The following is a 21,249-nucleotide window of genomic DNA, read 5'->3' on the forward strand; positions in this document are numbered from 1 at the left end:
GGTCTACGATCGAACTCTGTTCCTGATGCTTTCGACAAGCGCGGGCAATTGGCTGAGATCCGATATCTGGCGGAAACGCGGCTCGGCGACCGGCGCCTCGACATGTTCGAGCACCCAGGTCAATTCGTGCGGCACATGGACACCCCAGCCGCCGGCCTCGATGGCGGGCACCACGTCCGACTTCAGCGAATTGCCGACCATCATGCTCCTTGCCGGGCCATCGCCATGGCGGTTGAAAAGGCGCGCATAGGTCGCCGCGGTCTTGTCGCTGACGATCTCGACCGCGTCGAACAACTCGCCCAGCCCGGAGCCGGCCAGCTTGCGCTCCTGATCGAACAGATCGCCCTTGGTGATCAGCACGAGGCGGAAGGTGCCGGCGAGCTTCTCGACCGTCTCGCGTGCATGCGGCAAAGGCTCGATCGGATGGCCCAGCATCTCGCGGCCGGCGTCGAGAATCTCCGATATGACGGAAGCCGGCACGCGCCCGTCGGTGACCTCTATCGCCGTCTCGATCATCGAGAGCGTAAATCCCTTGATGCCGAAACCGTAGATCGCGAGATTGCGCCTCTCGGCTTCCAACAGTCGAGCCGAGATCTGCTCGCCCTCGCCATGATCGGCCAGCATGGCGGCAAAGCGCTTTTCCGTCATGCGGAAGAACCGTTCGTTCTGCCAAAGCGTGTCGTCGGCATCGAAGCCGATCGTGGTCAGTTCGCTACTGGATCTCATCGCCGGCTTCTCGAGTGCGGGAAGACGCCAAACCTATGCCGACCGGCAAGCGGTTTTCAACCCGCAACGGCAAATGCCCGCGGCGGCTCCCCTTCCCTTCCGTTGCACGGCACGGCTATACTTGAAAATCCGCAACCCAATCTGGTGAATGATGCCGCCTGCAAAAAAGGAAGTCCGTCCGTCGAGCCGCGGAGGACGGGCGCGCACGCCTGCCTTCGTGAAAAACCTGCGAGGTGTGAAGAACTGGAAGGAAGTCAGCGATTGGCTGGAATGGCGCGGCATCGAGGATATCGAATGCATCACGCCTGATCAGGCCGGTGTGGCGCGCGGCAAGATGATGCCGTCGAAGAAATTCACTTCCAACACCTCACTGGCGCTGCCTTCGGCGGTCTTCATGACGACGATTTCCGGCGGCTATCCGGAGGACGGCAACGGCTTTCACTATCCGGAAGACGACGGCGACCTCAAGCTGATGCCGGACCTGTCGACATTGACCGTGGTGCCCTGGGAGGAAGACCCGACGGCCGCCGTCATCTGCGACCTCGTCCACCAGGACGGCCGCTCGGTCGAGTTCACGCCGCGCAATGTGCTGAAGCGAGTGCTGGCGGCCTATGACAAGCTTGGGCTGAAGCCGGTCGTGGCACCCGAAATCGAGTTCTACCTCGTGCGCAAGAATCCGGACCCGGACTATCCCCTGACCCCGCCTGTCGGCCGCTCGGGGCGCGCGATCGGCGGCGGCGCCGGCTATTCGATCGCCGGCGTCAACGAGTTCGACGAACTGATCGACGACATCTACCATTTCTCCGAAAGCCAGGGCCTGGAGATCGACACGCTCATCCACGAAGAGGGCGCCGGCCAGCTCGAGATCAATCTGCGCCACGGCGATCCGATCGAGCTCGCCGACCAAGTGTTCATGTTCAAGCGCACCATTCGTGAAGCCGCGCTCAAGCATGAGATCTACGCGACCTTCATGGCCAAGCCGATTCAGGGCCAGCCGGGCTCCGCCATGCATATCCATCAGTCGATCGTCGACAAGAAGACGGGCAGGAACATCTTTTCGGCCGAGGATGGTTCGGAGACCGAGGATTTCTTCCATTTCATCGGCGGCATGCAGAAGCACGTGCCGAATGCGCTGGTTATGTTCGCGCCCTACGTCAATTCCTACCGGCGGCTGACGCAGGCGGCCTCTGCCCCGGTCAACAACAAATGGGGCTACGACAACCGCACCACGGCTTTCCGCGTGCCGCGTTCCGATCCAGCGGCGCGGCGCGTTGAAAACCGCATCCCGTCCTCCGATGCCAATCCCTATCTGGCGCTGGCGGCTTCGCTTGCCTGCGGGCTGATCGGCATCACCAGGAAGATCAAGGCCGAGCCTCCCGTGCTGACCACCGCCAACGCGCACGAGATCGACCTGCCGCGCAGCCTGCTCGAAGCCGTCGACCTGTTCGAAGGCGACGAGGAACTCTGCGCACTGCTGGGCAAGTCCTTCGCCGCCACCTATGCGGCGATCAAGCGGGCGGAATTCGAAACGTTCATGGAAGTGATCAGTCCGTGGGAGCGGGAATATCTGCTGCTGAATGTGTGATGGTGAGTGAGTAGTGAGTAGTTGGTAGCGACTACTCACTACTCACTACTCACTACTCACTACTCACTACTCACTACTCACTACTCACTACTCACTACTCACTACTCACTACCCGAACTCCCTCGAGTCTTCGCTCATCATGAACTACCAATCCCCCATTTCCCCCGGCCGGTCCTGGTATGAGGACACGGCTGGGCCGCGGCCCGAATATCCAACGCTCGACGGTGACCGGACCTGCGACGTCGTTATTATCGGCGGCGGGTTTACCGGCCTGTCGGCAGCGACACATTTGGCCAAGGCCGGTACCGGCGTTGTCCTGATCGAAGCATATCGTTTTGGCGATGGCGCTTCGGGGCGCAATGGCGGCCAGCTCGGCACCGGGCAGCGTGCCTGGGCCGAGGACCTGGAGGCCGAATACGGTCTGTCCCGCGCCAGGGCCCTGTTCGATCTCGCCGAAGAGGCGAAAGCGCATCTGCTCGACTTCGCCGCCCTCAACCAGATCGATATCGACTATATGCCAGGCCAGCTCTCGGTCGCGCACAAGCCGCGCTATGTCGACGACTACAAGGCGCATGCCGAAATCATGGCCGGCCGCTTCTCATACCCGCACATCTCCTTCATGGATGCGAAGGAGACGGCGGATCGGCTGGGCTCGAGCGCTTATTTCGGCGGCACGCGCGATATCGGCACCGGCCATATCCATCCGATGAAGCTGGTGATCGGCACGGCGCGGGCGGCGGCACAAGCTGGCGCCCACTTGTTCGAAGGAACGCCATCGACCGGCATCGTCTCGGCAGGCGGCAAGGTCAGGGTCTCCACGCCGAGAGGGACGATCTCGGCGCAAAAATGCCTGATCGCGGTCAACGCCTATGGCGGCACGCTCGAGCCGGTGAGCGCCGCGCACATCATGCCGATCGGATCCTTCATCGGCGCGACCGTGCCGCTGGGGTTGGATTCGAACGTGTTGCCGGGGGGCGAATCGGTCGACGATTCCCGCTTCGTCGTGCGCTATTTCCGCAAATCCAGGGATGGACGGCTGCTGTTCGGCGGACGCGAGGTCTATGGCGTCAACGATCCCAAAGATATCCACATCCACATTCGCCGTCAGATCGCGGAGCTCTATCCGGCGCTCAGCGATGTCGAGATCACCCATGGCTGGGGCGGCTATGTCGGCATCACGGTGCCGAGGAAGCCATTCGTGCGCGAAGTGATGCCGAATGTGATCTCAGCCGGCGGCTATTCCGGTCACGGCGTCATGCTGTCGAACTTCTTCGGCAAACTCTATGCCGAAACCATCACCGGCAACCGCGACCGGCTGAAGCTGATCGAGGAGCTGAAAATCCCGCCATTTCCTGGCGGCCGCCGGTTCCGGGCGCCGCTGCTTTTCCTTGCGCTCAACTGGTTTGCGCTGCGGGACAGGATCTAATGCGTCGCGCGAAGTGACCTTTGGGAGGAACGACATGCACAACAAGATCCAAGTGCGTTGTGGAGCCTTTTTCGACACGACGTGCTTAGGCTGCGATCGGATCGCCGCTATCCCTGCGATCACGAACTCATGTAATATTGTAATATCCATGTAATATTTGTTGCCCGGGCGACACATTGCGGAATTGCGGGCAAAAGCGCAGAATCCTTGGTAAGGGCGTACTGACGCCACAATCGCGGGCGAAAGGTCCGCATCTGGGCGATTGTTCGGGGATTGTTGCGGGCCCGCCCGCGTTTGGGACCGATGCTGATCGAACGCGTGACTTGCGATATTTGATCGAAAGAACACCGGCCCGCTTATGGAGGTGGCAAGAGTGAGAGAGCCCTTCAGTTTCGGTGCTCCGGAACGTCGGCGCTTCGCCATGCAGTTCGGCTATGACATGCGCCCGTCATTCTGGCAGGGAGTCCGTTCGAACTCGCACCTGGTTATCGCGGCAATAGGCACCGCGGCACTGCTTGGCGTTGCCGCAGTGGCGCTCTGGCTGGCGTTGCCGACCGGCGAGAGGCAAGCAGCCGCCAGCCCCGAGCAGAGCATTCCGACCATTCCGGTGAAGACGACGAAAGTTCCCTCCTCGGGGACGACGGTGACGGCGGCGGCCGTGACGCCGCAGGCGGAGCGCAAGTCCAGCCAGGTGTCACCGACCAAGGCAGCGGCGGCGGTGGACATACCAGCGCTTGCCGCCAATGATCCCCGCTGGACAGGGGCGCAGCCGAAGGCTGCGGCGGCAACTGATCCCGATCAAACGGCGGCTCCCAGCCAGGTAGCCAAGCAGCCCGAGCCGGCGCCTGACAAAACAGCGGCGGCATTCGCGCAATCGTTTACCGATACCGATGCCACCGACGAGCTTGCCAAGGTCGCCGCGCCGAGCCCGCCTGCCAATAGCAGCAATCCCGATGGCGCGCAGACCGCCGCCATTCCGGAGACGCAGCCGCAAGCACCGGACCAAAAACCCGCGAATGCACAAGGCGAGGACAACGCAGCCAAGGCGAAGCCGCGCAAGGTGGCGGCGACAGGCAACGGCCGTATTCTCAGGGCTGTGACCATGCGCAGTGCTCCGAAGAAGGGGGCCACCCCCATCGGTACGATCCCTGCCCGGACCTCGGTGCAACTGATGGGCTGCAAGCAGTGGTGCGAGATCGTCTACAACGGCAAGCACGGCTGGGTGTACAAGAGCTACGTCAAGCCCGGCACGTAATATCCGACGATCGCCGCGTTCAGATGCAGCGCCCGCCATCGACCTCCAGCGCGACCCCGGTGATGAAAGCGGCCTCGTCCGAGGCCAGCCATAAAGCCGCGTTGGCGATGTCGAGCGGGGTCGACAGCCGCCCGAGCGGGATCGAGGCGCGGAATGCCTCGCGGATCTCGGGCGTGTCGGCGCCCATGAATTTTTCAAGCATGCCGGTTTCACCGGCGACCGGGCAAAGGCAGTTGACGCGGATGTTCCTGGGCGCGAGTTCCACCGCCATCGACTTGGTGGCGGTGATCGCCCAACCCTTCGAGGCATTGTACCAGGTGAGGCCGGGCCGCGGCCGCAGGCCCGCGGTGGAGGCCGTGGTCAGGATGACACCACCACCTTGCCGCTCCATGATCGGTACCACCGCAAGGGCGGCGTGATAGATCGCCTTCATGTTGACTGATGTGATCAGGTCGAAGGTTTCCTCGTCGACCTTGAGCATGTCGCCATTGCGATGGGTGAACCCGGCATTGTTGACCATGATGTCGACACGGCCGAAGGCGCTTTTGGCGGCATAGACCATCTCGTCGGACTCGGAGCGCAACGAAACGTCGGTCTGCGTCCAGATTGCCGCCTCGCCGATCTCATCGGCGACGCGTTTGGCACCCTTGGCGTTGAGATCGGCGACAACGACCCTGGCGCCCTCTTCCGCGAAGCGCTTGGCCATGCCTTCGCCGAAGCCCGATGCCGCACCGGTGATAATGGCGACCTTGTTTTCCAGACGCATGCTTTTCCCGCTCATGGACTTCCTCGATATCACTGCACAGCTTGCACAAGGGCTGGCGACCGATGCGATCGATGCCGCAAGGCGCGCCGATTTCTCCCTTAGCTTTCGTCACATTCACGTTCTATGCTGCAACTGCGAAAGCTTCCGGAGTCTTCGTTCACCGACAAGCCTCCCGGCGGCGCCAGTGTCAAGCGCACACGTGGACCGACGCAAAATCCAGCGGCTGGTCCTCGATGTGACACCATGGCACTGGAAAATTTAAATCGATTAGAATATATCAGCCGCGTATTTGCGACCGGCGTCAAAGCGGACAGACCATGACCAGCCAGATCATCCCCGTCGACCCTTTCGACTTCATCATTTTCGGTGGTACCGGCGACCTGTCGGAACGCAAGCTGCTGCCGTCGCTCTACTATCGCCAGCGCGACCATCAATTCTCCGAGCCGACGCGTATCATCGGCACGTCGCGCTCGAAAATGAGCGACGAGGAGTTCCAGGCTTTCGCCAAGCAGGCGATTTCGGACCATGTCAAGCCGGCCGATATCGATGCCAAGGAGTTGAAGACCTTCCTCGCCCGGCTTTCCTACGTCCCGGCCGATGCAACGAGCGGCGCCGGCTTCGACAAGCTGAAAAAGGCGATCGGCGAAAGTGACCACATCCGCGCCTTTTACCTGGCCGTGGCGCCGGCGCTGTTCGGCGACATCTCGCACAAGCTCAAAGAGCACAATCTGATCACGCCGAATTCGCGCATCGTGCTGGAGAAGCCGATCGGCCGCGATCTTGCCTCAGCGCAGGCGCTCAACGACCTGGTCGGCGACGACTTCCACGAAAGCCAGATTTTCCGCATCGACCACTATCTCGGCAAGGAGACGGTGCAGAACCTGATGGCGCTGCGCTTTGCCAATGCGCTGTACGAGCCGCTGTGGAATTCCGCCCACATCGACCACGTGCAGATCACCGTCGCCGAGACCGTGGGCTTGGAAGACCGCGTCACCTACTACGACAAGGCCGGTGCGCTGCGCGACATGGTGCAGAACCACATGCTGCAGCTGCTTTGCCTCGTCGCCATGGAAGCGCCCTCGTCGATGGACGCCGACGCGGTGCGCGACGAGAAGCTCAAGGTGCTGCGGGCGCTGAAGCGCATCAACGGCAACGAGGCGCCGAAGCACACCGTGCGCGGCCAGTACCGCGCCGGTGCGTCGGCCGGGGGACCGGTGAAAGGCTATGTCGAGGAACTCGGCAAGGACAGCAACACCGAGACCTTCGTCGCCATCAAGGCCGAGATCGGCACCTGGCGCTGGGCCGGCGTTCCATTCTACCTCAGGACCGGAAAGCGGCTGGCGACCCGGGTTTCGGAAATCGTCATCGAGTTCAAGCCGATCCCGCACTCGATTTTCGGCGACAGCGGCGCGGGGCCGATCTTTGCCAACCAACTGGTCATCCGGCTGCAGCCGGACGAAGGCGTCAAGCAGTTCATCATGATCAAGGACCCAGGCCCTGGCGGCATGCGGCTGCGCCAGATCTCGCTCGACATGAGTTTCGCGCAGTCTTTCGACGGCCGCGCGCCTGACGCCTATGAACGGCTGATCATGGATGTCATCCGCGGCAACCAGACTCTGTTCATGCGCCGCGACGAGGTGGAAGCCGCCTGGAAGTGGATCGACCCGATCCAGAATGCCTGGGAAGGCGCCAAGCAGGAAGCGCAGGGCTATACGGCAGGCACATGGGGGCCGTCGGCCTCGATAGCACTGATCGAACGTGACGGGCGGACATGGCACGAGAGCAATTGAACGGCGCCAGCTACAACTGGAACGCTTTTCCCGACCGTCCGCAACTGGCCTTGGCGCTGGCTGGCCGCGTCGCTGATGCCCTGACCAAGGCGATCACCGGGCGCGGCACGGCATTGCTGGCGGTCTCCGGCGGCACGACACCGGCAAAGTTCTTTGCCACGCTCTCTGCGGCGCCGATCGCCTGGGACAAGGTGATCGTGACGCTGGTCGACGAACGTTTCGTGCCGGCCTCCTCGCCGCGATCCAATGCCGGGCTGGTTGCCGCCAACCTGCTGCAGAACGCGGCCAAGGCGGCCCGCTTCGTTCCGCTCTACCACGAGGCGGTCGGCATCGAGGATGCTGCAGCATCCGACGATGCGGCCCTGCGATCCCTGCCCTGGCCGCTCGATGCCGTGATCCTCGGCATGGGGCCGGACGGCCATACCGCCTCATTCTTTCCCGACGCCGACGATCTGCCGAAGCTGCTCGACCCCGCCTCGGACAGGATCATCCTGCCGGTTCACGCCGCAAGTGCGGGTGAGCCTCGGCTGACCCTGACCCTGGCGCGGATCATCGACGCCGGTTTCATCGCGCTGCACATCGAGGGCGAGGACAAGCGCACCGCCTTCGACGGCGCGGCCGCGTCCGGGCCGCGAAAGCCGATCCGTGCCGTGCTCGACGCATCGCCCAAGCCCGTGGAGGTTTTCTGGGCGCCCTGATTTCAAGTTTACAAGTGGTCCCGGCAACGGCGGGAGGATGTTTCCGGGACCTCGCCTGAAAGGACCTGATCCCATGACCGCAAGACGAGACATCGAAGCCATCACCGAACGGATACGCCAGCGCTCCAAACCGGGCCGGGAGCGCTACCTCAGCCGTATCGCCGAAGCGTCGAACCAGACCGCCAACCGGTCGGTGCTGTCCTGCGGCAACCTTGCCCATGGCTTCGCGGTCTGCAGCCCCTCGGAAAAGCTGGCGCTCGGTGCCGACAAGGTGCCCAATCTCGGCATCATCACCTCTTACAACGACATGCTGTCGGCGCATCAGCCCTTCGAGACCTTCCCTGCCCTGATCAAGGAGGCCGCGCGCGAGGCGGGCGGCATCGCCCAGGTCGCGGGCGGCGTGCCGGCGATGTGCGATGGCGTGACCCAAGGCCAGCCCGGCATGGAGCTGTCGCTGTTTTCGCGCGACGTGATCGCCATGGCAGCCGCGATCGGCCTGTCGCACAACATGTTCGACGCCGCCGTCTATCTCGGCGTCTGCGACAAGATCGTCCCGGGTCTGGTGATCGCCGCACTAACCTTCGGCCATCTGCCGGCGGTGTTCATTCCTGCCGGCCCGATGACGACAGGCCTGCCCAACGATGAGAAGGCCAAGGTCCGCCAGCTCTATGCCGAGGGCAAGGCAGGACGCGCCGAACTCCTGGAAGCCGAGTCCAAGTCGTATCACGGGCCGGGCACCTGCACCTTCTACGGGACGGCGAACTCCAACCAGATGCTGATGGAGATCATGGGCCTGCACACGCCGGGCGCGTCCTTCGTCAACCCCGGCACGCCCCTGCGCGACGCCTTGACCCGCGAAGCGACGAAACGGGCACTGGCGATCACCGCGCTCGGCAACGCCTATACGCCGGTCGGGCGGATGATCGACGAACGTTCGTTCGTCAATGGCGTCGTCGGCCTGCATGCCACCGGCGGGTCGACCAACCACACCATCCACCTGATCGCCATGGCCGCCGCCGCCGGCATCGCGCTGACCTGGCAGGATATTTCCGACCTCTCGGAAGCGGTGCCTCTGTTGGCACGGGTCTATCCGAACGGACTTGCCGACGTGAATCATTTCCATGCAGCCGGCGGCCTCGGCTTCCTGATCCGCGAACTGCTCGACGAAGGCGTCCTGCACGAGGATGTGCAGACGGTGTGGGGCGAAGGCCTGCGGCCGTACGCGGTCGAGGCAAAGCTCGGCGCCGACGGCGGCGTGCTGCGCGAGGCTTCGCCGCGCGCAAGCGGCGACGAAAAGGTGCTGGCGCCGTTCAACAAGGCCTTCCAAGCGACGGGCGGTCTGAAGGTGCTGGCGGGCAATCTCGGCCACGCCGTCATCAAGACATCGGCGGTCAAACCGGAGCGGCGTATCATCGAAGCGCCGGCCAAGGTGTTCGACAGCCAGCAGGGGCTGAACGACGCCTTCAAGGCGGGCACACTCACCGGCGACTTCATCGCCGTCATCCGCTTCCAGGGTCCGAAGGCCAACGGCATGCCGGAACTGCACAAGCTGACCACCGTGCTCGGCATCCTGCAGGATCGCGGCCAGCGCGTGGCGCTGGTCACCGATGGGCGCATGTCGGGTGCCTCCGGCAAGGTGCCGGCGGCAATCCATGTGACGCCGGAAGCGGTCGAGGACGGGCCGATCGCGCGGATCCATGACGGCGACATCATCCGCCTCGACGCCGATGCCGGCACGCTGGAAGTGCTGGTGCCAGGCACCGAATTCGCGTTGCGCCGCACGGCCGAAGTCGATCTCATCGGCAATGAATTCGGCTTCGGACGCGAGTTGTTCGCCGGCTTCCGCCAATTGGTGGGCCGCGCCGATCACGGCGCCAGCGCGTTCGGCACTGCCTGACGCATTCTGTCCGGCATGAAAAGGGCGGCACGTGGCCGCCCTTTTTCACGGTCGAAATCGCAATCCTCATTGCACCGTCAGTTCAACCCGCTCTCCGGCCTTCACGGTCACGGCGCCTTCCTTCTTGCTGTTGTCCGACTTCTCCGAAACCACCGCGTAATCGCCCTCCGCTATCGCGGCCTGATACTTCTCGTCATAGGCATAGCCGATCGACTTGCGATTGCCATTGATGTCCTTCTTCGTCTCGAAGATCTCGATCTTGGAGGTGCCAGGCGCCGTGATTGCCAGCACGCCGGCATTCATGGCGACCTTGAGGTCCTGGAACTCGCCGACCTTGACGCTAAAAGGCTGTTCCACGATGGCGAGATCGACCGTCGCGATCAGCACATAGTCATCGGGCGGCAGATCGAACTTGCTGTCGGGGCCATAGGCATAGGTGACCTCGTCGCGGGTGCCATCGATCTTCTTCTTGGCCTTGAGCACCTTGAAGCCGGTGCCTGAACCGTCAGCCTTGTCGCCGCCGGCCACATAGTATGCGTTGGCAACGACATGGCCGACGCCGACGATTATGTCCTTGTCGATCACCCTGCCCGCGGCAAGCAGGATCGTTTCGGTGACCACGCCCCGTCCGATCGTGACGGTCACTTTCTCGTCGCCGGCCGGCAACACGACTTTCGTGTCTCCATAATAGGTCGGAGGGTTGTCGACGCCCGGATAGGCGATCACGACAGCCGCCCCGCTGGCCACATCGGCACCTTGGCTCGGACGCGGATGCAGGATGAGTGTGCCGGCATTCAAGGTGAACAGCGGCTTGTAGACCTGGCCCGCCTCGATCTTGATCTTCTGCTCCGTCTTGGCCTCACCGTCGCGCGCGACGACGATGTAGTCGCCCGGTTCCAGATTGGCTTTGTAGTCGCCGTATTCGGTGGTGACGTTGTCGCCGCGCGTGCCGTCCGATTTGGCCTTGTAGACTTCCCAGGCATTGCCGTCGGTGACAGGATCGCCGCCCTCGGCCAGCACCACGGTCGGCATGAAATTGAACTCGGGCTTCGCCGGCTCGGGCGCTGGTGCCGGAGCGAGGGCCGGTGCTGGCTCGGGCGCCGGTGCCGGCGCCGCGACGGTCTCGACCAGCGCTTCCTGCAGCGCCTTCTCGTCGGAAGCCTGGATGTATTTGCCGCCGGTGTTGTCCGCGAGGCAGGCAATCTGCTTGCCTTCGTCGGCGGTCAGGCCGAAGCCGACGACGTCGGCGGTGAAATCGACGCCGGAGGCTTCGAGTTCCTTGCCCAGCGCACAAGGGTCGCCGCCGCACGTTTCGAGCCCATCGGTGATAAGAACGACAGTTGCCTTGTCCTCGGTATATTTCAGCGCTTCGGCCGCCTGCTTGACGGCTGCCGTCAGCGGCGTCTTGCCGAGGAACTTCATGCTGTCGGCGGCTGCCGAGATGGCGCTTGCCGAGCCCGCCTGGGGCGGCACGATCAGTTGGATGTCGTCGCAGCTGCCTTTTTCGCGATGGCCATAGGCCATGAAGCCGATCTCGTCGTCGGCGGGAACCGATTGAAGCACGGTCCTCAGCGATTCGCGGGCGATTTCCAGCTTGGGCTTTCCGTCGATCTGCGCCCACATCGATCCCGACGCGTCGAGGATGATGATGACCTTGTTGGCGGCAAAGCCGAATGTCGTCGTCGACAAAAGGAGGATCGCCGCAGCGACGCTCCGCGCAAGTATCGCCATCGAAATCTCCTGAGTTAGCCACCCCGTCCGCTGGCCGAAGCTATTTGAGCGCGTGCAGGGACACAAGCCACCGCTATCAGCGATAGCTCGCATAGGGCCCGTGCGTACCCAATTCAGTATGTCGTGCGGCGCTCTTCCGAGGGCGGGCGGCCAAACTGCAGCCGATAGCTCTGGGCAAAATAGGAATGCGAGGTGAAGCCGGTCGCGATCGCCACGTCGAGGATCGGCATGTTGGTCTGGCGCAGCAATTCGCGCGCGCGCTCCAGCCGCAGCCGCATGTAGTAGCGCCCCGGCGTGACGTTGAGATGGCGCAAAAACAGCCGCTCCACCTGGCGCACCGAGAGGCCCGCCGACTTGGCGAGCTGTACCGCCGACAGCGGCTCGTCGAGATGGTCGGCCATCAATTCGACGATGCGTCGCAACTTCTCCGACTTGCCGGTGAGGTCACGCTCCGGCCCGACGCGCTGGCGGTCTCCAGCGGAGCGGATGCGCTCGTGCTGGAACTGGTTGGCGACGCCATTGGCGAGGTTGGAGCCGAAATCGCCACGCACGATCTCCAGCATCAGATCGATCGAGGTGGTGCCGCCGGCGCAGGTGTAGCGTTTGCGGTCGATCTCGAAGACGTTGCCCGTGCAGTTGATGTCGGGAAAGCGCTCGACGAAGCCGGCGCGGTTTTCCCAATGGATCGTGCAGCGATAGCCTTCGAGCTGGCCAGCCTCGGCCAGCAGGTAGGATCCGACCGACAAGGCACCAAGCGCGTTGCCGCGCCGGCCCCAGCTGCGCAAGGCGGCCAGAACCTTGCTCTTGCCCGGAAATTCTGTCGTCAAGCCGACCGAGACGAAGAGAATATCGACCGGCGGCAGGTCGGCGACGGCGTAGTCGATCTTGAGCGGCAGGCCGTTGGAAGCCATCACCGGGTCACCATCGGCCGACACAGTTGTCCAGCCGTAGAAGTCGCGACCGAGCAGGCGGTTCGCCGACCGGAACGTATCGATCGCGGCGGCCAGCGAGAACATCGAAAACTTGTCGACCAGCAGGAAAGCGAACTGCCGGCCGCCTTGAACGGGATCATTCGTGACCGGCCGTTCCGGGGAAATAGTGGGGTTCGGCAAAGCTGCGGCTTTCAGGGTCAACCCGGGCTCAGAAGGAAGGCCGCTTCAGTCCGGCCGCAAGGTAGGCCGAAGCTAACGTATTGGCCATCAACATGGCAATGGTCATCGGCCCGACGCCGCCGGGCACCGGAGTGATCGCGCCGGCCGCCCTGGCCGCTTCGGCATAGGCGACATCGCCGACGAGACGCGACTTGCCCTCGCCTTTCTCGGGCGCGGGAATGCGGTTGATGCCGACATCGATGACGGTGGCGCCAGGCTTGACCCAGTCACCCCTGATCATTTCCGGCCTGCCGACAGCGGCGACCAGGATGTCGGCCGTGCGGGCAAGCGCCGGCAGGTCCTTGGTGCGGCTATGCGCGATGGTGACGGTGCAGTTGGCGGCAAGCAGCAGATTGGCCATCGGCTTGCCGACGATGTTGGAGCGGCCGACGACAACGGCGTTGAGGCCGGACAGGTCCTTGCCGCGCACGCGCTCGATCAAAAGCATCGAGCCGGCGGGCGTGCAGGGAACGAAGGCCGTGTCGAGTTCACCAGTGCCGAGCTTGCCGACATTGATGAAATGGAAGCCGTCGACGTCCTTGTGCGGCGCGATCGCCTGGATGATCTTGCCGGCATCGACATGGGCGGGCAGCGGAAGCTGGACCAGGATGCCGTTGATTTCAGGATCGGCGTTGAGTTCGGCGATGAGCTTGAGCAGCGCCTCTTGGGACGTTTCCGCCGGCAGCGTGTGCTGAAGCGAATGAAAGCCGCATTCCTTGGCGGTGCGGGATTTGGAGGCGACATAGACCTGGCTCGCCGGATCCTCGCCGACGATGACCACGGCCAGGCCTGGCTTGGCCTTGCCCTTGGCGACCAGCTCGGCGGTCAGCGCCTTGACCGTCCGCACCACGTCTTCGGCAACGCTTTTTCCGTCAATCACTTCGGCCATGCCACCCTCAACATCGTTTCGCCCACGCCGCTTTCGAGAACATAATGCCGCGGCGCAGGCAATCTGCAGCGCGGCATTGTCACGAAAATACAAGCTCGCAATCCCGTCAAAGCGCCTTCCCATGCCGTTTACGCGAAACCAGCACGGTTTTGTTCGGCCTCCGCAGCCTATCTGGTGGCTCAGAAGTAGCGGCGGCGGGTGCGGTTTTCCGTGAGTTCGCGGACCGCTTCGCGGAATTCACGCAGGCTGGCGCGAATCTCTTCGACCGATGCTTGTTCGCCACCCTCCTCGACCGGAGTCGGCCTCGCGGGCGGGGCGGCCGGTGGCTGCGCCGGAGCGGGCGGCGGCGGATACGGCATCTGCGCCGCATAAGGTCCCGCTGAGCTTTGCGTGGAGGGATGGCCCGCTTGCGACCAGGGCTGCGCCTGGGGGTAGCCCAACGGCTGTGCATAGGGAGAGGACGGAAACGGGGGAGCCGGGTACGTTGCCTGTTGCGGCATCAGGGGCGAGCGCGAAGGCAAGGTCATCCGCTGCCCATACCCCGCATCGGGGCCCGGCTGGAAGGGTGACTGCGAATAATCCAGGCCGGGCGCCTGCCGAGGCCCGAAACCGGACTCCGGATGGCCAGGAAATAGCGGAGCGTTGACAGGCCGTCCGTTGTCGGCGAAGGCGGGTAGGCCGAACCCGCTGGAGATGTCGTCGTCGGCTTCGGCGGACGGCTTGCGGGACATGGCCTTGCGCAGTCTCGACATGAGTGCGCCGATCCTCCCGGAGCTTTCGGCGGGAGCGGCCTCGGTCCGCGTGACCGGCGGCGGTGGTGCGGGCGGCGGCGGCACAGGCGCTGCCGGCATCGGTGGCTCTGGCGGAGGCTCCGCCCGGAATGCCTGCTCCTCGCGAGGCGCTCTCTGGTCAGCCAACTTGCGTTCGTCCACCTTGCGCTCGCGGCGTGAGCGCGCGCTTGCCGTCTCGCGCAGGCTGTCATAGGTACCGCGCAGAGCGCCAACGCCAACGCCGGCGGCAAGGCCAAGCAGCAGGCCGGCCAGCGCCACCAAGGCCCGTGAGGGTCCATTTGGCTCGAGTGGAGCCTGGGCGGGAGTGATCACATTGATGTTGGTCGTGTTGATGCCCGTCTGTTCACCAGTCTCCTTGGCGCGCAAGAGATATTGTTCGTAGACGGAACGTTTGGCGGTGGCCTCACGCTCCAGTTCCCGCAGGGCAACCAGGTCGCTGTTGACGTCGCCGCTTTGGACCTTTGCCTGGGCCAGCCGGGAAGCAAGGTCCTGTTCGAGCTGAACCGCGCGCTTCAAGTCGACCTGCAGCGAAGAGGCGATGCGGCGCAGTTCAGCCGCGATGCGCTCGCGCGCGCCGGCGATCTGGGCGTCGAGGGCCTGGAGTTCTGGATGACGCGGTCCCAGCCGGACCGCGGCACGATCGGCCTCCTGCTTCAGCGTTGCATATTGCGAGCGCAGATCGCTCATGGCGTTGGAGTTGATCTCTTCCGGCAACGTGCCGGTCAGAACGGAATTGACATCCAGCGAACGCGCCGACGCTGCCCGGGCATTGAGTTCCAGCGTGCGGGCGCGGGCGACCGAGAGCTGCTCGTTGAGCTTCAGCATTTGATCGTCGCTGATCAGATGGCCTTGCGCGTCGACCAGGCCATGCGTGGCCCTGAAATCCTCGACCTTGCGCTCGGACGCCTCGACCCCCTTGCGCAGATCATCGAGCTTGGACGTCAATTCGTTCGTCGCGCGTCCGGCCATGTCGGACTGGTATTTGGCGGCTTCCTGCTGGAAGACGGTCCTCGTCGTATTGGCAATGAGCGCCGACTTGTCGCCGTTCTGGGTCACGGCGCTGACGGAAATGACAAAAGTCTTGCCGCTGCGTTCGACCGACAGACTTTTGGCCAGATTGCCGACAGCCAGCGCCTGGCGGCGAATCTCATCGACGCCGCCCGGCCCATCGTTGCGTGACACGATCGAGCGGATGAGCGACATGACGCCGAGGCCGCCGGAGCCCTGGCCATTGAATTCCGGATCGTTGACGAGGTTGAGATTCTTGACGACCTGATCGAGAACGGTGCCCGAGGTTAGCATCTTGATCCGGGTTTCGACGACGGCCAGAGCGGCATCGGGCTGGCCTACCGGTTGGGTGAGATCGCGGTCGGAGAGCTTCAGGTCACCCGGCTCGATGATCAGTTCGGTCGTGGCTTCGTATTTCTTCGGCATCGACAAGGCGATGGCAACGCCAAGTCCAGCGCCCAGTATCGTGGTCGCAACGATCAGCAGCTTCGACCTGGCAACGCCGCGAACGACCAGCATCGGATCGATCAGCGGCTTCCACTGCTGACTGTCCGCCCCGCCATTGGAGGACGGGTCGGCTCTGCCCGCAGCGCGGGACCCGATTGCATCGTGGGCGCCACCCGTGCCCGAAGGTTCCTCGGGGGCGGGCCTTGCTTGCGGCATGTCGGGTGGCAAATCGCCGGTGCCGGTTTCCCCCCGCGAACGCCAGGCGCCCTCGGATACAAACGGCTGCTCCTCGTCCAGGCGAGACCGTTCGGCGTTATCGGCTGCCGACCGAGGCGGGCTCGCCTTCGTCTCGCGACGGGAACGAGCCAGGCGATGGCGCGTGGCGGCATCCTCGCGCCATGAGGGGTCCGCGCGGTCTCCTATCGACACCAGCGAAGCATCGTCCTCGCCACGCACGGCTTCGCCAAGCGCCAGCAAGGAGCGCTCGCGCTTCCAGTCTTCACGGTTTTCCCTGTCGACCATGTCGTGGAGCTTTACTCTTGGCCGCTTGGCAGCGGCGGTCGGCCATTCGTTAAGCCACGCTAAACAGGCATAGGAAACAAAAGGTTAATTTCCAGGAGACGATCGCGGTAATTCACGTCTTGGTTGCAAGAATTTTCAACACTACTTAAAGCTTCAGAACGACGCGTTAAACTTTCCACTCTATGCATTTTCCTCGACGTATGACTGAGGCCAGCGACATACCGCAAAGGCGGACCTTCGCGCGGATCGGCACCTTGATGGCCGAACGGCGGGGGCTGGTGCGCGACTATTTTTCGGCGATCAGCGGCGCCGGCGGGCGACTGGTGTTTTCACTCGCCTATTTCATCGCGCTCGCCAATACGCTGTCGATCGCAGAGTTCGGCATGTTCGCCACCGCCTCGGCGGCCGGCGTCATGCTGTCGAGGCTTCTCGCCTTCGGTTTCATTTCGGCACTCTACCGCACCGCCACCATCCGCCCCAATCTGATCGGCACGTTCACGGCGGGTTTCCTGCTGCTCGGCGCCGTCTCGCTGCCGCTTTTGGCCGTGGCCTCGTTCGGCGTTTACCTGATCTTCTTTGCCGGCACCGTGCCGCTGTCGGTATTCACGGCGATCGTTTTTGCCGAGGCGCTGCTGTGGCGGCCGGTGGAAGTGGCGCTGATCGTCAACAACGGGCTGGGCAAATTCGGCCGTGCAGCCGTGCTGGCGATCCTGGCCACCGCCCTGCGGGCGCTTGGCGCGGTGTTGTTCATGGTCTCGCCACAGCATGACATTTGGATGTGGTCGTGGTTCTACATAGGGGCCAACGCCGCCTCGCTGCTTTTGGCTTTTGGCTGGTTCTATCCACGCCAGCGGCTGCGGCTGCGCATCGAACTCTATCTGCGGCGGCTCGCCGATTCCATCTATGTGGCCGGCGCCGAGGTGTTGTTCTACCTGCAATCGGAATTCGACAAGCTGCTGGTGCTGGCGATCGGCGGCCCGCATTTGGCCGGCATCTATGCCATCATCATGCGGCTCGTCGACCTGACGGCGATCCCCATCCGTACCTTCTCCATGATGCTCGTGCAGCGCATGATGCGCGCGCCGGAGCTGCTGTCGCGCCTTGCGATAAAGAGCGGCATCGAGGGCGGCGTGTTCCTCGTTTCAACGCTGGCGCTGGCAGCGCTTGGCATCGTGCTGCATTTCTTTCCCAACGCACTCGGCAGGAATGTTTCCGAGGCCTCACCCCTGGTGGCGCTGGCGATCTGTGTGCCTGGACTGCGCAATCTGGTCGAATACCAGGCCGAGCTTCTTTTCGCGCGCGGCCAGACGCTGGTGCGAGCGCTCAATCTCGGCCTGCTCGCCGCCCTCAAGGCGCTGCTGCTGATCTATGTGCTGACCACCATTTCCGAAACATCTGATCTGGTGCTGTCGCTCAACATCGTCTTCCTGCTGCTCTACCTCGCGTCCATGCTGCTGACCTATTCGGCGCTGCGCAGACCGGCCAAGGCAATCTAGGACAAATCAGCGATCAAGCCCGATCAGGCGTCGGATCCGGCCTATATCGGTGCCGATAAAGGACTGCATGCCGATTGCCACCTGCTCTGGCGCCATGCTGGCAACGAAGCGGCGGAACTCGTCGTCCGACAGCGCCTCGCCCGTCCAGTGGACGCGGCAGAATTCTTCCGAACCGTGGAAGTGGCCGGCTCCGTCCAGCAGATCGTCGACATAGCGTCCGTAGATCATGCATTCGGAGAATTTGCGCGCCGAGCCGATGACCTCGACCCAGTCGCGGCCATGGACCTTTTCGATCCGGCCGCACATGGCAAGCACCGTGTCGCGGCGCCAGGCGATCAGCGTCGAGATATAATCATGGACCGATGTCCGGGACGAATCGATGCCAAGTGCCATTCCGGCATTGCGCGACCACAAGCGATGCTCGTCATGGCCGTCATCGGCGAGCACACCATCCCGGCGAAACAAACGCGCCTTGCCATCTCGCCAAAAGGCACCGCAATCGAAGGCCTTCAGGAAAGCGACGTCGGAATCGCAGAAGATCAGCACATCTTCCCCCGCGTGCGCCGATATGGCGATACGGCGCAGCTGCTGCACGTGCCAGCCACGCAGCGGCTGGGTCTTCAGGCTGAGCCAGACGCGGCGGCGAAACAGGCTGAGCGGATCGTCGAAGGCGCGCAGCCAGTGCGGCAGGAGATCCCGCTCATCGACGATCGAACGGCGGCTGGTCTCCAACTGGCGGAAAAGCGGAAGGTCGCGATGTTCCACCAGAATGTAGTGGTGCGCGGCGCCCGAGACATGCCGGTCAAGCGTTTCGCACAGCAGTCGGCAGCGTTCAAAATCCGGGGCGTAGCTTGCCGTCACAACCGCTGCCGTCGGCGTCTTCGGCAACAGGCGTGGGCCGGCCAGCGGGTCTGGGACGAACCGCTTGTTCAACGAAACTCTCCGGGAGCATCTGCGACGGCCTCGGCGCCGCGCGCCCATTTCTGCTTGACGACCCGCCACAGGAACAGGGGGTTGCCGACCACGTAGCGGCGCCAGAGCCGGCCGGGCTCGACCGCCAGGCGGAACAGCCATTCCAGCCGCAGGCGGCGCATCCACAGCGGTGCGCGCGGCACCGAGCCGCTCAGGAAATCGAGCAGCGCGCCGACCGCGATCGGCAGCGTGCAATGGCGTTCGTCGATGTGGCGTTCAATCCACAATTCCTGGCGCGGCACGCCCATCGCGACCAGCAGCATATCAGGCCGTAGCTTTGCGATCCGGTCGATGATCTCCGGCTCCTGCGCGGGGGAGAAATAACCGTCGTGAATGACCACGAAGTTGTGCTGTACGGCAAGCGCCGCCAGCTTCACGGACGCCGCCTCGGCGTTGACACGGGTCGCTCCGAGCAGCCCCACCGTCAGCGGCCTCTTGGAAGCCTGCAGGAAGGCCGGCACGAAGTCGGTGCCGTTGAGATTGTCGGGAAACGGCGCGCCGTAGAGCAGCTTCGCGGCGAGATCGACGCCGATGCCGTCCGGCAGGATGAGGAAATCGTCGAGCGCCTCGGCGAACACCGGGTCGGTGTGGGCGATATTGGCATTGTGGGCGTTGAGGAAACTGACCTTGGTGAAGCGCCGCTCGGCGATCAATCGGTTCAGCAAGGCAATCGCATCGTCCCAGCGGATCGCCAGCACCGGGATGCCGAGGATTGCCTTCAGGCTGTCAAAGCCGAACGCGGCGCGGGCGGCGTGCATGTTCATGCAAACACCTCCTCCCGCACGGCGCCGATTTTTTCGAGACCGACACGAACCGCGGCGTCGAGCGCCTTGACCTGCCGGCCATGGAAGGTGCTGCCATCGACATCGTTGATGTCGGCCGCGGCTGCCTCCAGGGCCTTGGCGAAGCCGGCCGGATCGTCGGTGACGACGCAATTGTCGGGGCGATGGTCGATGCCGCGCAGCGACCGGCTGGTGGCCACCGAGGGCAGGCCAAGCTCGAAGGTCTCGATGGTCTTCAGCTGCACGCCGCTGCCTGCGGTGCTGATCAGCGGGATGACGGCCGCGCCGCGCACGAAAGCCCTGGCATCCGCGACACGGCCGACAAACTCGACGCCCGGATGCGCGGAGGTGACGCCGGAAGGCATGTGACCCGCTATGCGGATGCGGAAACCAGGCCGCAGATGCGGCACCACCTTGCCCAGGAACCAGTCGAGGCCGATGCGGTTCGGCTGCCAGGTCCAGGTGCCGATCAGGGCCGCGTCACAGTCGATCGCGCGCCGGCCGTTCCGGACTGGCGCCGTGGCGCAGGTCACCAGCGGCAGCACCGCCGAACGATCATCCGAGGCGACGCCAAGTGCCCCGCGATCCTCCTCGGCCAACGTGAAGACAAAACGCGCGCGGCGGCAGAGGCGCTCTTCGACCAGTTTGAGCAGCCTTGCCTCGCGCCGAAACAGCAGGCGCTGGAAAATGTCGGCGGAGGCAACGGCGTTCTCCCGCGCCGAGAGATGCTCGACATTGTGGGCGACGAAAATCGAGGGCCGGTCTTCGAAGACCCGTTCGAAAGCGCCGGCGAACTGCACGGAATTCAGCACATATCCATCGAACGGACCGGCTCGTTCGAGGGCGGCCTGAACATCGTGGCTGGACACCGCACGCAACTTGACCGACGCGAAGGTCAGGCCTGAAAACATCGCCTTGCCGACCCAGACAAGCTTTTGCAGCGGCGAAGCACTTTCGGTGCGCACGTCGACCGCCCCCAGCACCACGGTATTTTCGGGATCGGCCGCGGCTTTTCCGGGCCAGGTGAAGCCGATGACCGTGACGCGCGCGCCGGCGCGCCGCAGGGCGGCGATAATCGCGGCGTTGGCTATCTCGTAGCCCGAGGCGAGAGCACCGTCGGGCACGATCGATGTGGCGAACAGCAGATGCATCTTACCTATCCTGTGGTGTAGCCGGTAGCAAAGCGCGGTGAACCCTTGATTAAACGAGCACGATCAACGCCCCAAAACCCATGTCTGGCGGGCCTCTCCGTGCAAGGTGATTAACGAAACCTTATCATCGTGGTGGTACCAGAACGCGACTCACGACGCGGCTGGA

General features: G+C 63.7%; 16 protein-coding genes. 7 read left to right on the plus strand and 9 right to left on the minus strand.

Annotation, left to right across the window (positions count from 1 at the left end; genetic code table 11):
• Window positions 1-3: 3 nt before the first annotated feature.
• A complete protein-coding gene (locus FJW04_RS18370) occupies window positions 4-726 on the minus strand; it encodes an HAD family hydrolase (RefSeq protein ID WP_140715812.1) in 723 nt (240 codons plus the stop codon).
• A gap of 148 nt (window positions 727-874) precedes the next feature.
• Here FJW04_RS18370 and FJW04_RS18375 point away from each other — a divergent pair, with 148 nt between their 5' ends.
• The 3 genes from FJW04_RS18375 (at window position 875) to FJW04_RS18385 (ending at window position 4,992) form a co-directional block, all read left to right on the plus strand.
• Window positions 875-2,311, plus strand: coding sequence for a glutamine synthetase family protein (locus FJW04_RS18375; RefSeq protein WP_015316305.1), 1,437 nt, complete (start codon window positions 875-877; stop codon window positions 2,309-2,311).
• A gap of 139 nt (window positions 2,312-2,450) precedes the next feature.
• Complete coding sequence (locus FJW04_RS18380; protein ID WP_140715814.1) at window positions 2,451-3,737, plus strand: FAD-binding oxidoreductase; 1,287 nt, start codon at window positions 2,451-2,453, stop codon at window positions 3,735-3,737.
• Window positions 3,738-4,110: 373 nt separating this feature from the next.
• Window positions 4,111-4,992, plus strand: coding sequence for an SH3 domain-containing protein (locus FJW04_RS18385; RefSeq protein WP_181172979.1), 882 nt, complete (start codon window positions 4,111-4,113; stop codon window positions 4,990-4,992).
• A gap of 19 nt (window positions 4,993-5,011) precedes the next feature.
• On the opposite strand, the gene FJW04_RS18390 is transcribed toward FJW04_RS18385, so the two are convergent.
• The gene (locus FJW04_RS18390) at window positions 5,012-5,758 is read right to left on the minus strand and encodes an SDR family oxidoreductase (protein ID WP_140715924.1); all 747 of its coding nucleotides are present in this window, start codon (window positions 5,756-5,758) and stop codon (window positions 5,012-5,014) included.
• A gap of 317 nt (window positions 5,759-6,075) precedes the next feature.
• On the opposite strand from FJW04_RS18390, the gene zwf reads away from it, so the two are divergent.
• The 3 genes from zwf to edd all read left to right on the plus strand — a co-directional run bounded on the left by zwf (window position 6,076) and on the right by edd (window position 10,143).
• Window positions 6,076-7,548 carry a glucose-6-phosphate dehydrogenase gene (zwf, locus tag FJW04_RS18395; protein ID WP_015316300.1) on the plus strand — a complete coding sequence of 491 codons (1,473 nt, stop codon included), beginning with the start codon at window positions 6,076-6,078 and terminating at the stop codon, window positions 7,546-7,548.
• Window positions 7,530-8,246, plus strand: coding sequence for a 6-phosphogluconolactonase (gene pgl, locus FJW04_RS18400; protein WP_140614660.1), 717 nt, complete (start codon window positions 7,530-7,532; stop codon window positions 8,244-8,246). Before zwf ends, pgl begins: the two co-directional genes overlap by 19 nt.
• 73 nt (window positions 8,247-8,319) lie before the next feature.
• Window positions 8,320-10,143 (plus strand): phosphogluconate dehydratase, encoded by a 1,824-nt coding sequence (edd, locus tag FJW04_RS18405; protein ID WP_140660789.1) that lies wholly within the window; start codon window positions 8,320-8,322, stop codon window positions 10,141-10,143.
• A gap of 66 nt (window positions 10,144-10,209) precedes the next feature.
• Here edd and FJW04_RS18410 read toward each other — a convergent pair whose 3' ends face one another.
• The 4 genes from FJW04_RS18410 to FJW04_RS18425 all read right to left on the minus strand — a co-directional run bounded on the left by FJW04_RS18410 (window position 10,210) and on the right by FJW04_RS18425 (window position 16,682).
• On the minus strand, window positions 10,210-11,874 hold the full coding sequence (locus FJW04_RS18410; RefSeq protein ID WP_140715818.1) for a VWA domain-containing protein: 1,665 nt from the start codon (window positions 11,872-11,874) through the stop codon (window positions 10,210-10,212).
• A 113-nt stretch (window positions 11,875-11,987) separates the two neighbouring features.
• Window positions 11,988-12,986 (minus strand): GlxA family transcriptional regulator, encoded by a 999-nt coding sequence (locus tag FJW04_RS18415; RefSeq protein WP_032922464.1) that lies wholly within the window; start codon window positions 12,984-12,986, stop codon window positions 11,988-11,990.
• 28 nt (window positions 12,987-13,014) lie between these two features.
• Entirely contained in the window at window positions 13,015-13,914 is a 900-nt protein-coding gene (gene folD, locus FJW04_RS18420) for a bifunctional methylenetetrahydrofolate dehydrogenase/methenyltetrahydrofolate cyclohydrolase FolD (protein ID WP_140715820.1), read from the minus strand.
• Window positions 13,915-14,093: 179 nt separating this feature from the next.
• Window positions 14,094-16,682, minus strand: a complete 2,589-nt coding sequence (locus FJW04_RS18425) for a GumC family protein (RefSeq protein WP_140715822.1) — start codon at window positions 16,680-16,682, stop codon at window positions 14,094-14,096.
• A gap of 200 nt (window positions 16,683-16,882) precedes the next feature.
• Here FJW04_RS18425 and FJW04_RS18430 point away from each other — a divergent pair, with 200 nt between their 5' ends.
• Window positions 16,883-18,178 carry a lipopolysaccharide biosynthesis protein gene (locus FJW04_RS18430; RefSeq protein ID WP_140715824.1) on the plus strand — a complete coding sequence of 432 codons (1,296 nt, stop codon included), beginning with the start codon at window positions 16,883-16,885 and terminating at the stop codon, window positions 18,176-18,178.
• A 6-nt stretch (window positions 18,179-18,184) separates the two neighbouring features.
• Here the strand turns inward: FJW04_RS18430 and FJW04_RS18435 are convergent, their stop codons facing one another.
• The 3 genes from FJW04_RS18435 to FJW04_RS18445 are packed head-to-tail and all read right to left on the minus strand — an operon-like array spanning window position 18,185 to window position 21,083.
• Window positions 18,185-19,111, minus strand: a complete 927-nt coding sequence (locus FJW04_RS18435; RefSeq protein WP_140715826.1) for a DUF6492 family protein — start codon at window positions 19,109-19,111, stop codon at window positions 18,185-18,187.
• Complete coding sequence (locus FJW04_RS18440) at window positions 19,108-19,914, minus strand: WecB/TagA/CpsF family glycosyltransferase (RefSeq protein ID WP_015316291.1); 807 nt, start codon at window positions 19,912-19,914, stop codon at window positions 19,108-19,110. The genes FJW04_RS18435 and FJW04_RS18440 overlap by 4 nt, the downstream gene beginning before the upstream one ends.
• Window positions 19,911-21,083 carry a glycosyltransferase family 4 protein gene (locus FJW04_RS18445; RefSeq protein WP_140715828.1) on the minus strand — a complete coding sequence of 391 codons (1,173 nt, stop codon included), beginning with the start codon at window positions 21,081-21,083 and terminating at the stop codon, window positions 19,911-19,913. Before FJW04_RS18445 ends, FJW04_RS18440 begins: the two co-directional genes overlap by 4 nt.
• Window positions 21,084-21,249: the final 166 nt, after the last annotated feature.

It is taken from the genome of Mesorhizobium sp. B2-7-3 (assembly GCF_006440715.1).
In the GTDB taxonomy this organism is placed as follows: Bacteria; Pseudomonadota; Alphaproteobacteria; order Rhizobiales; family Rhizobiaceae; genus Mesorhizobium; species Mesorhizobium australicum.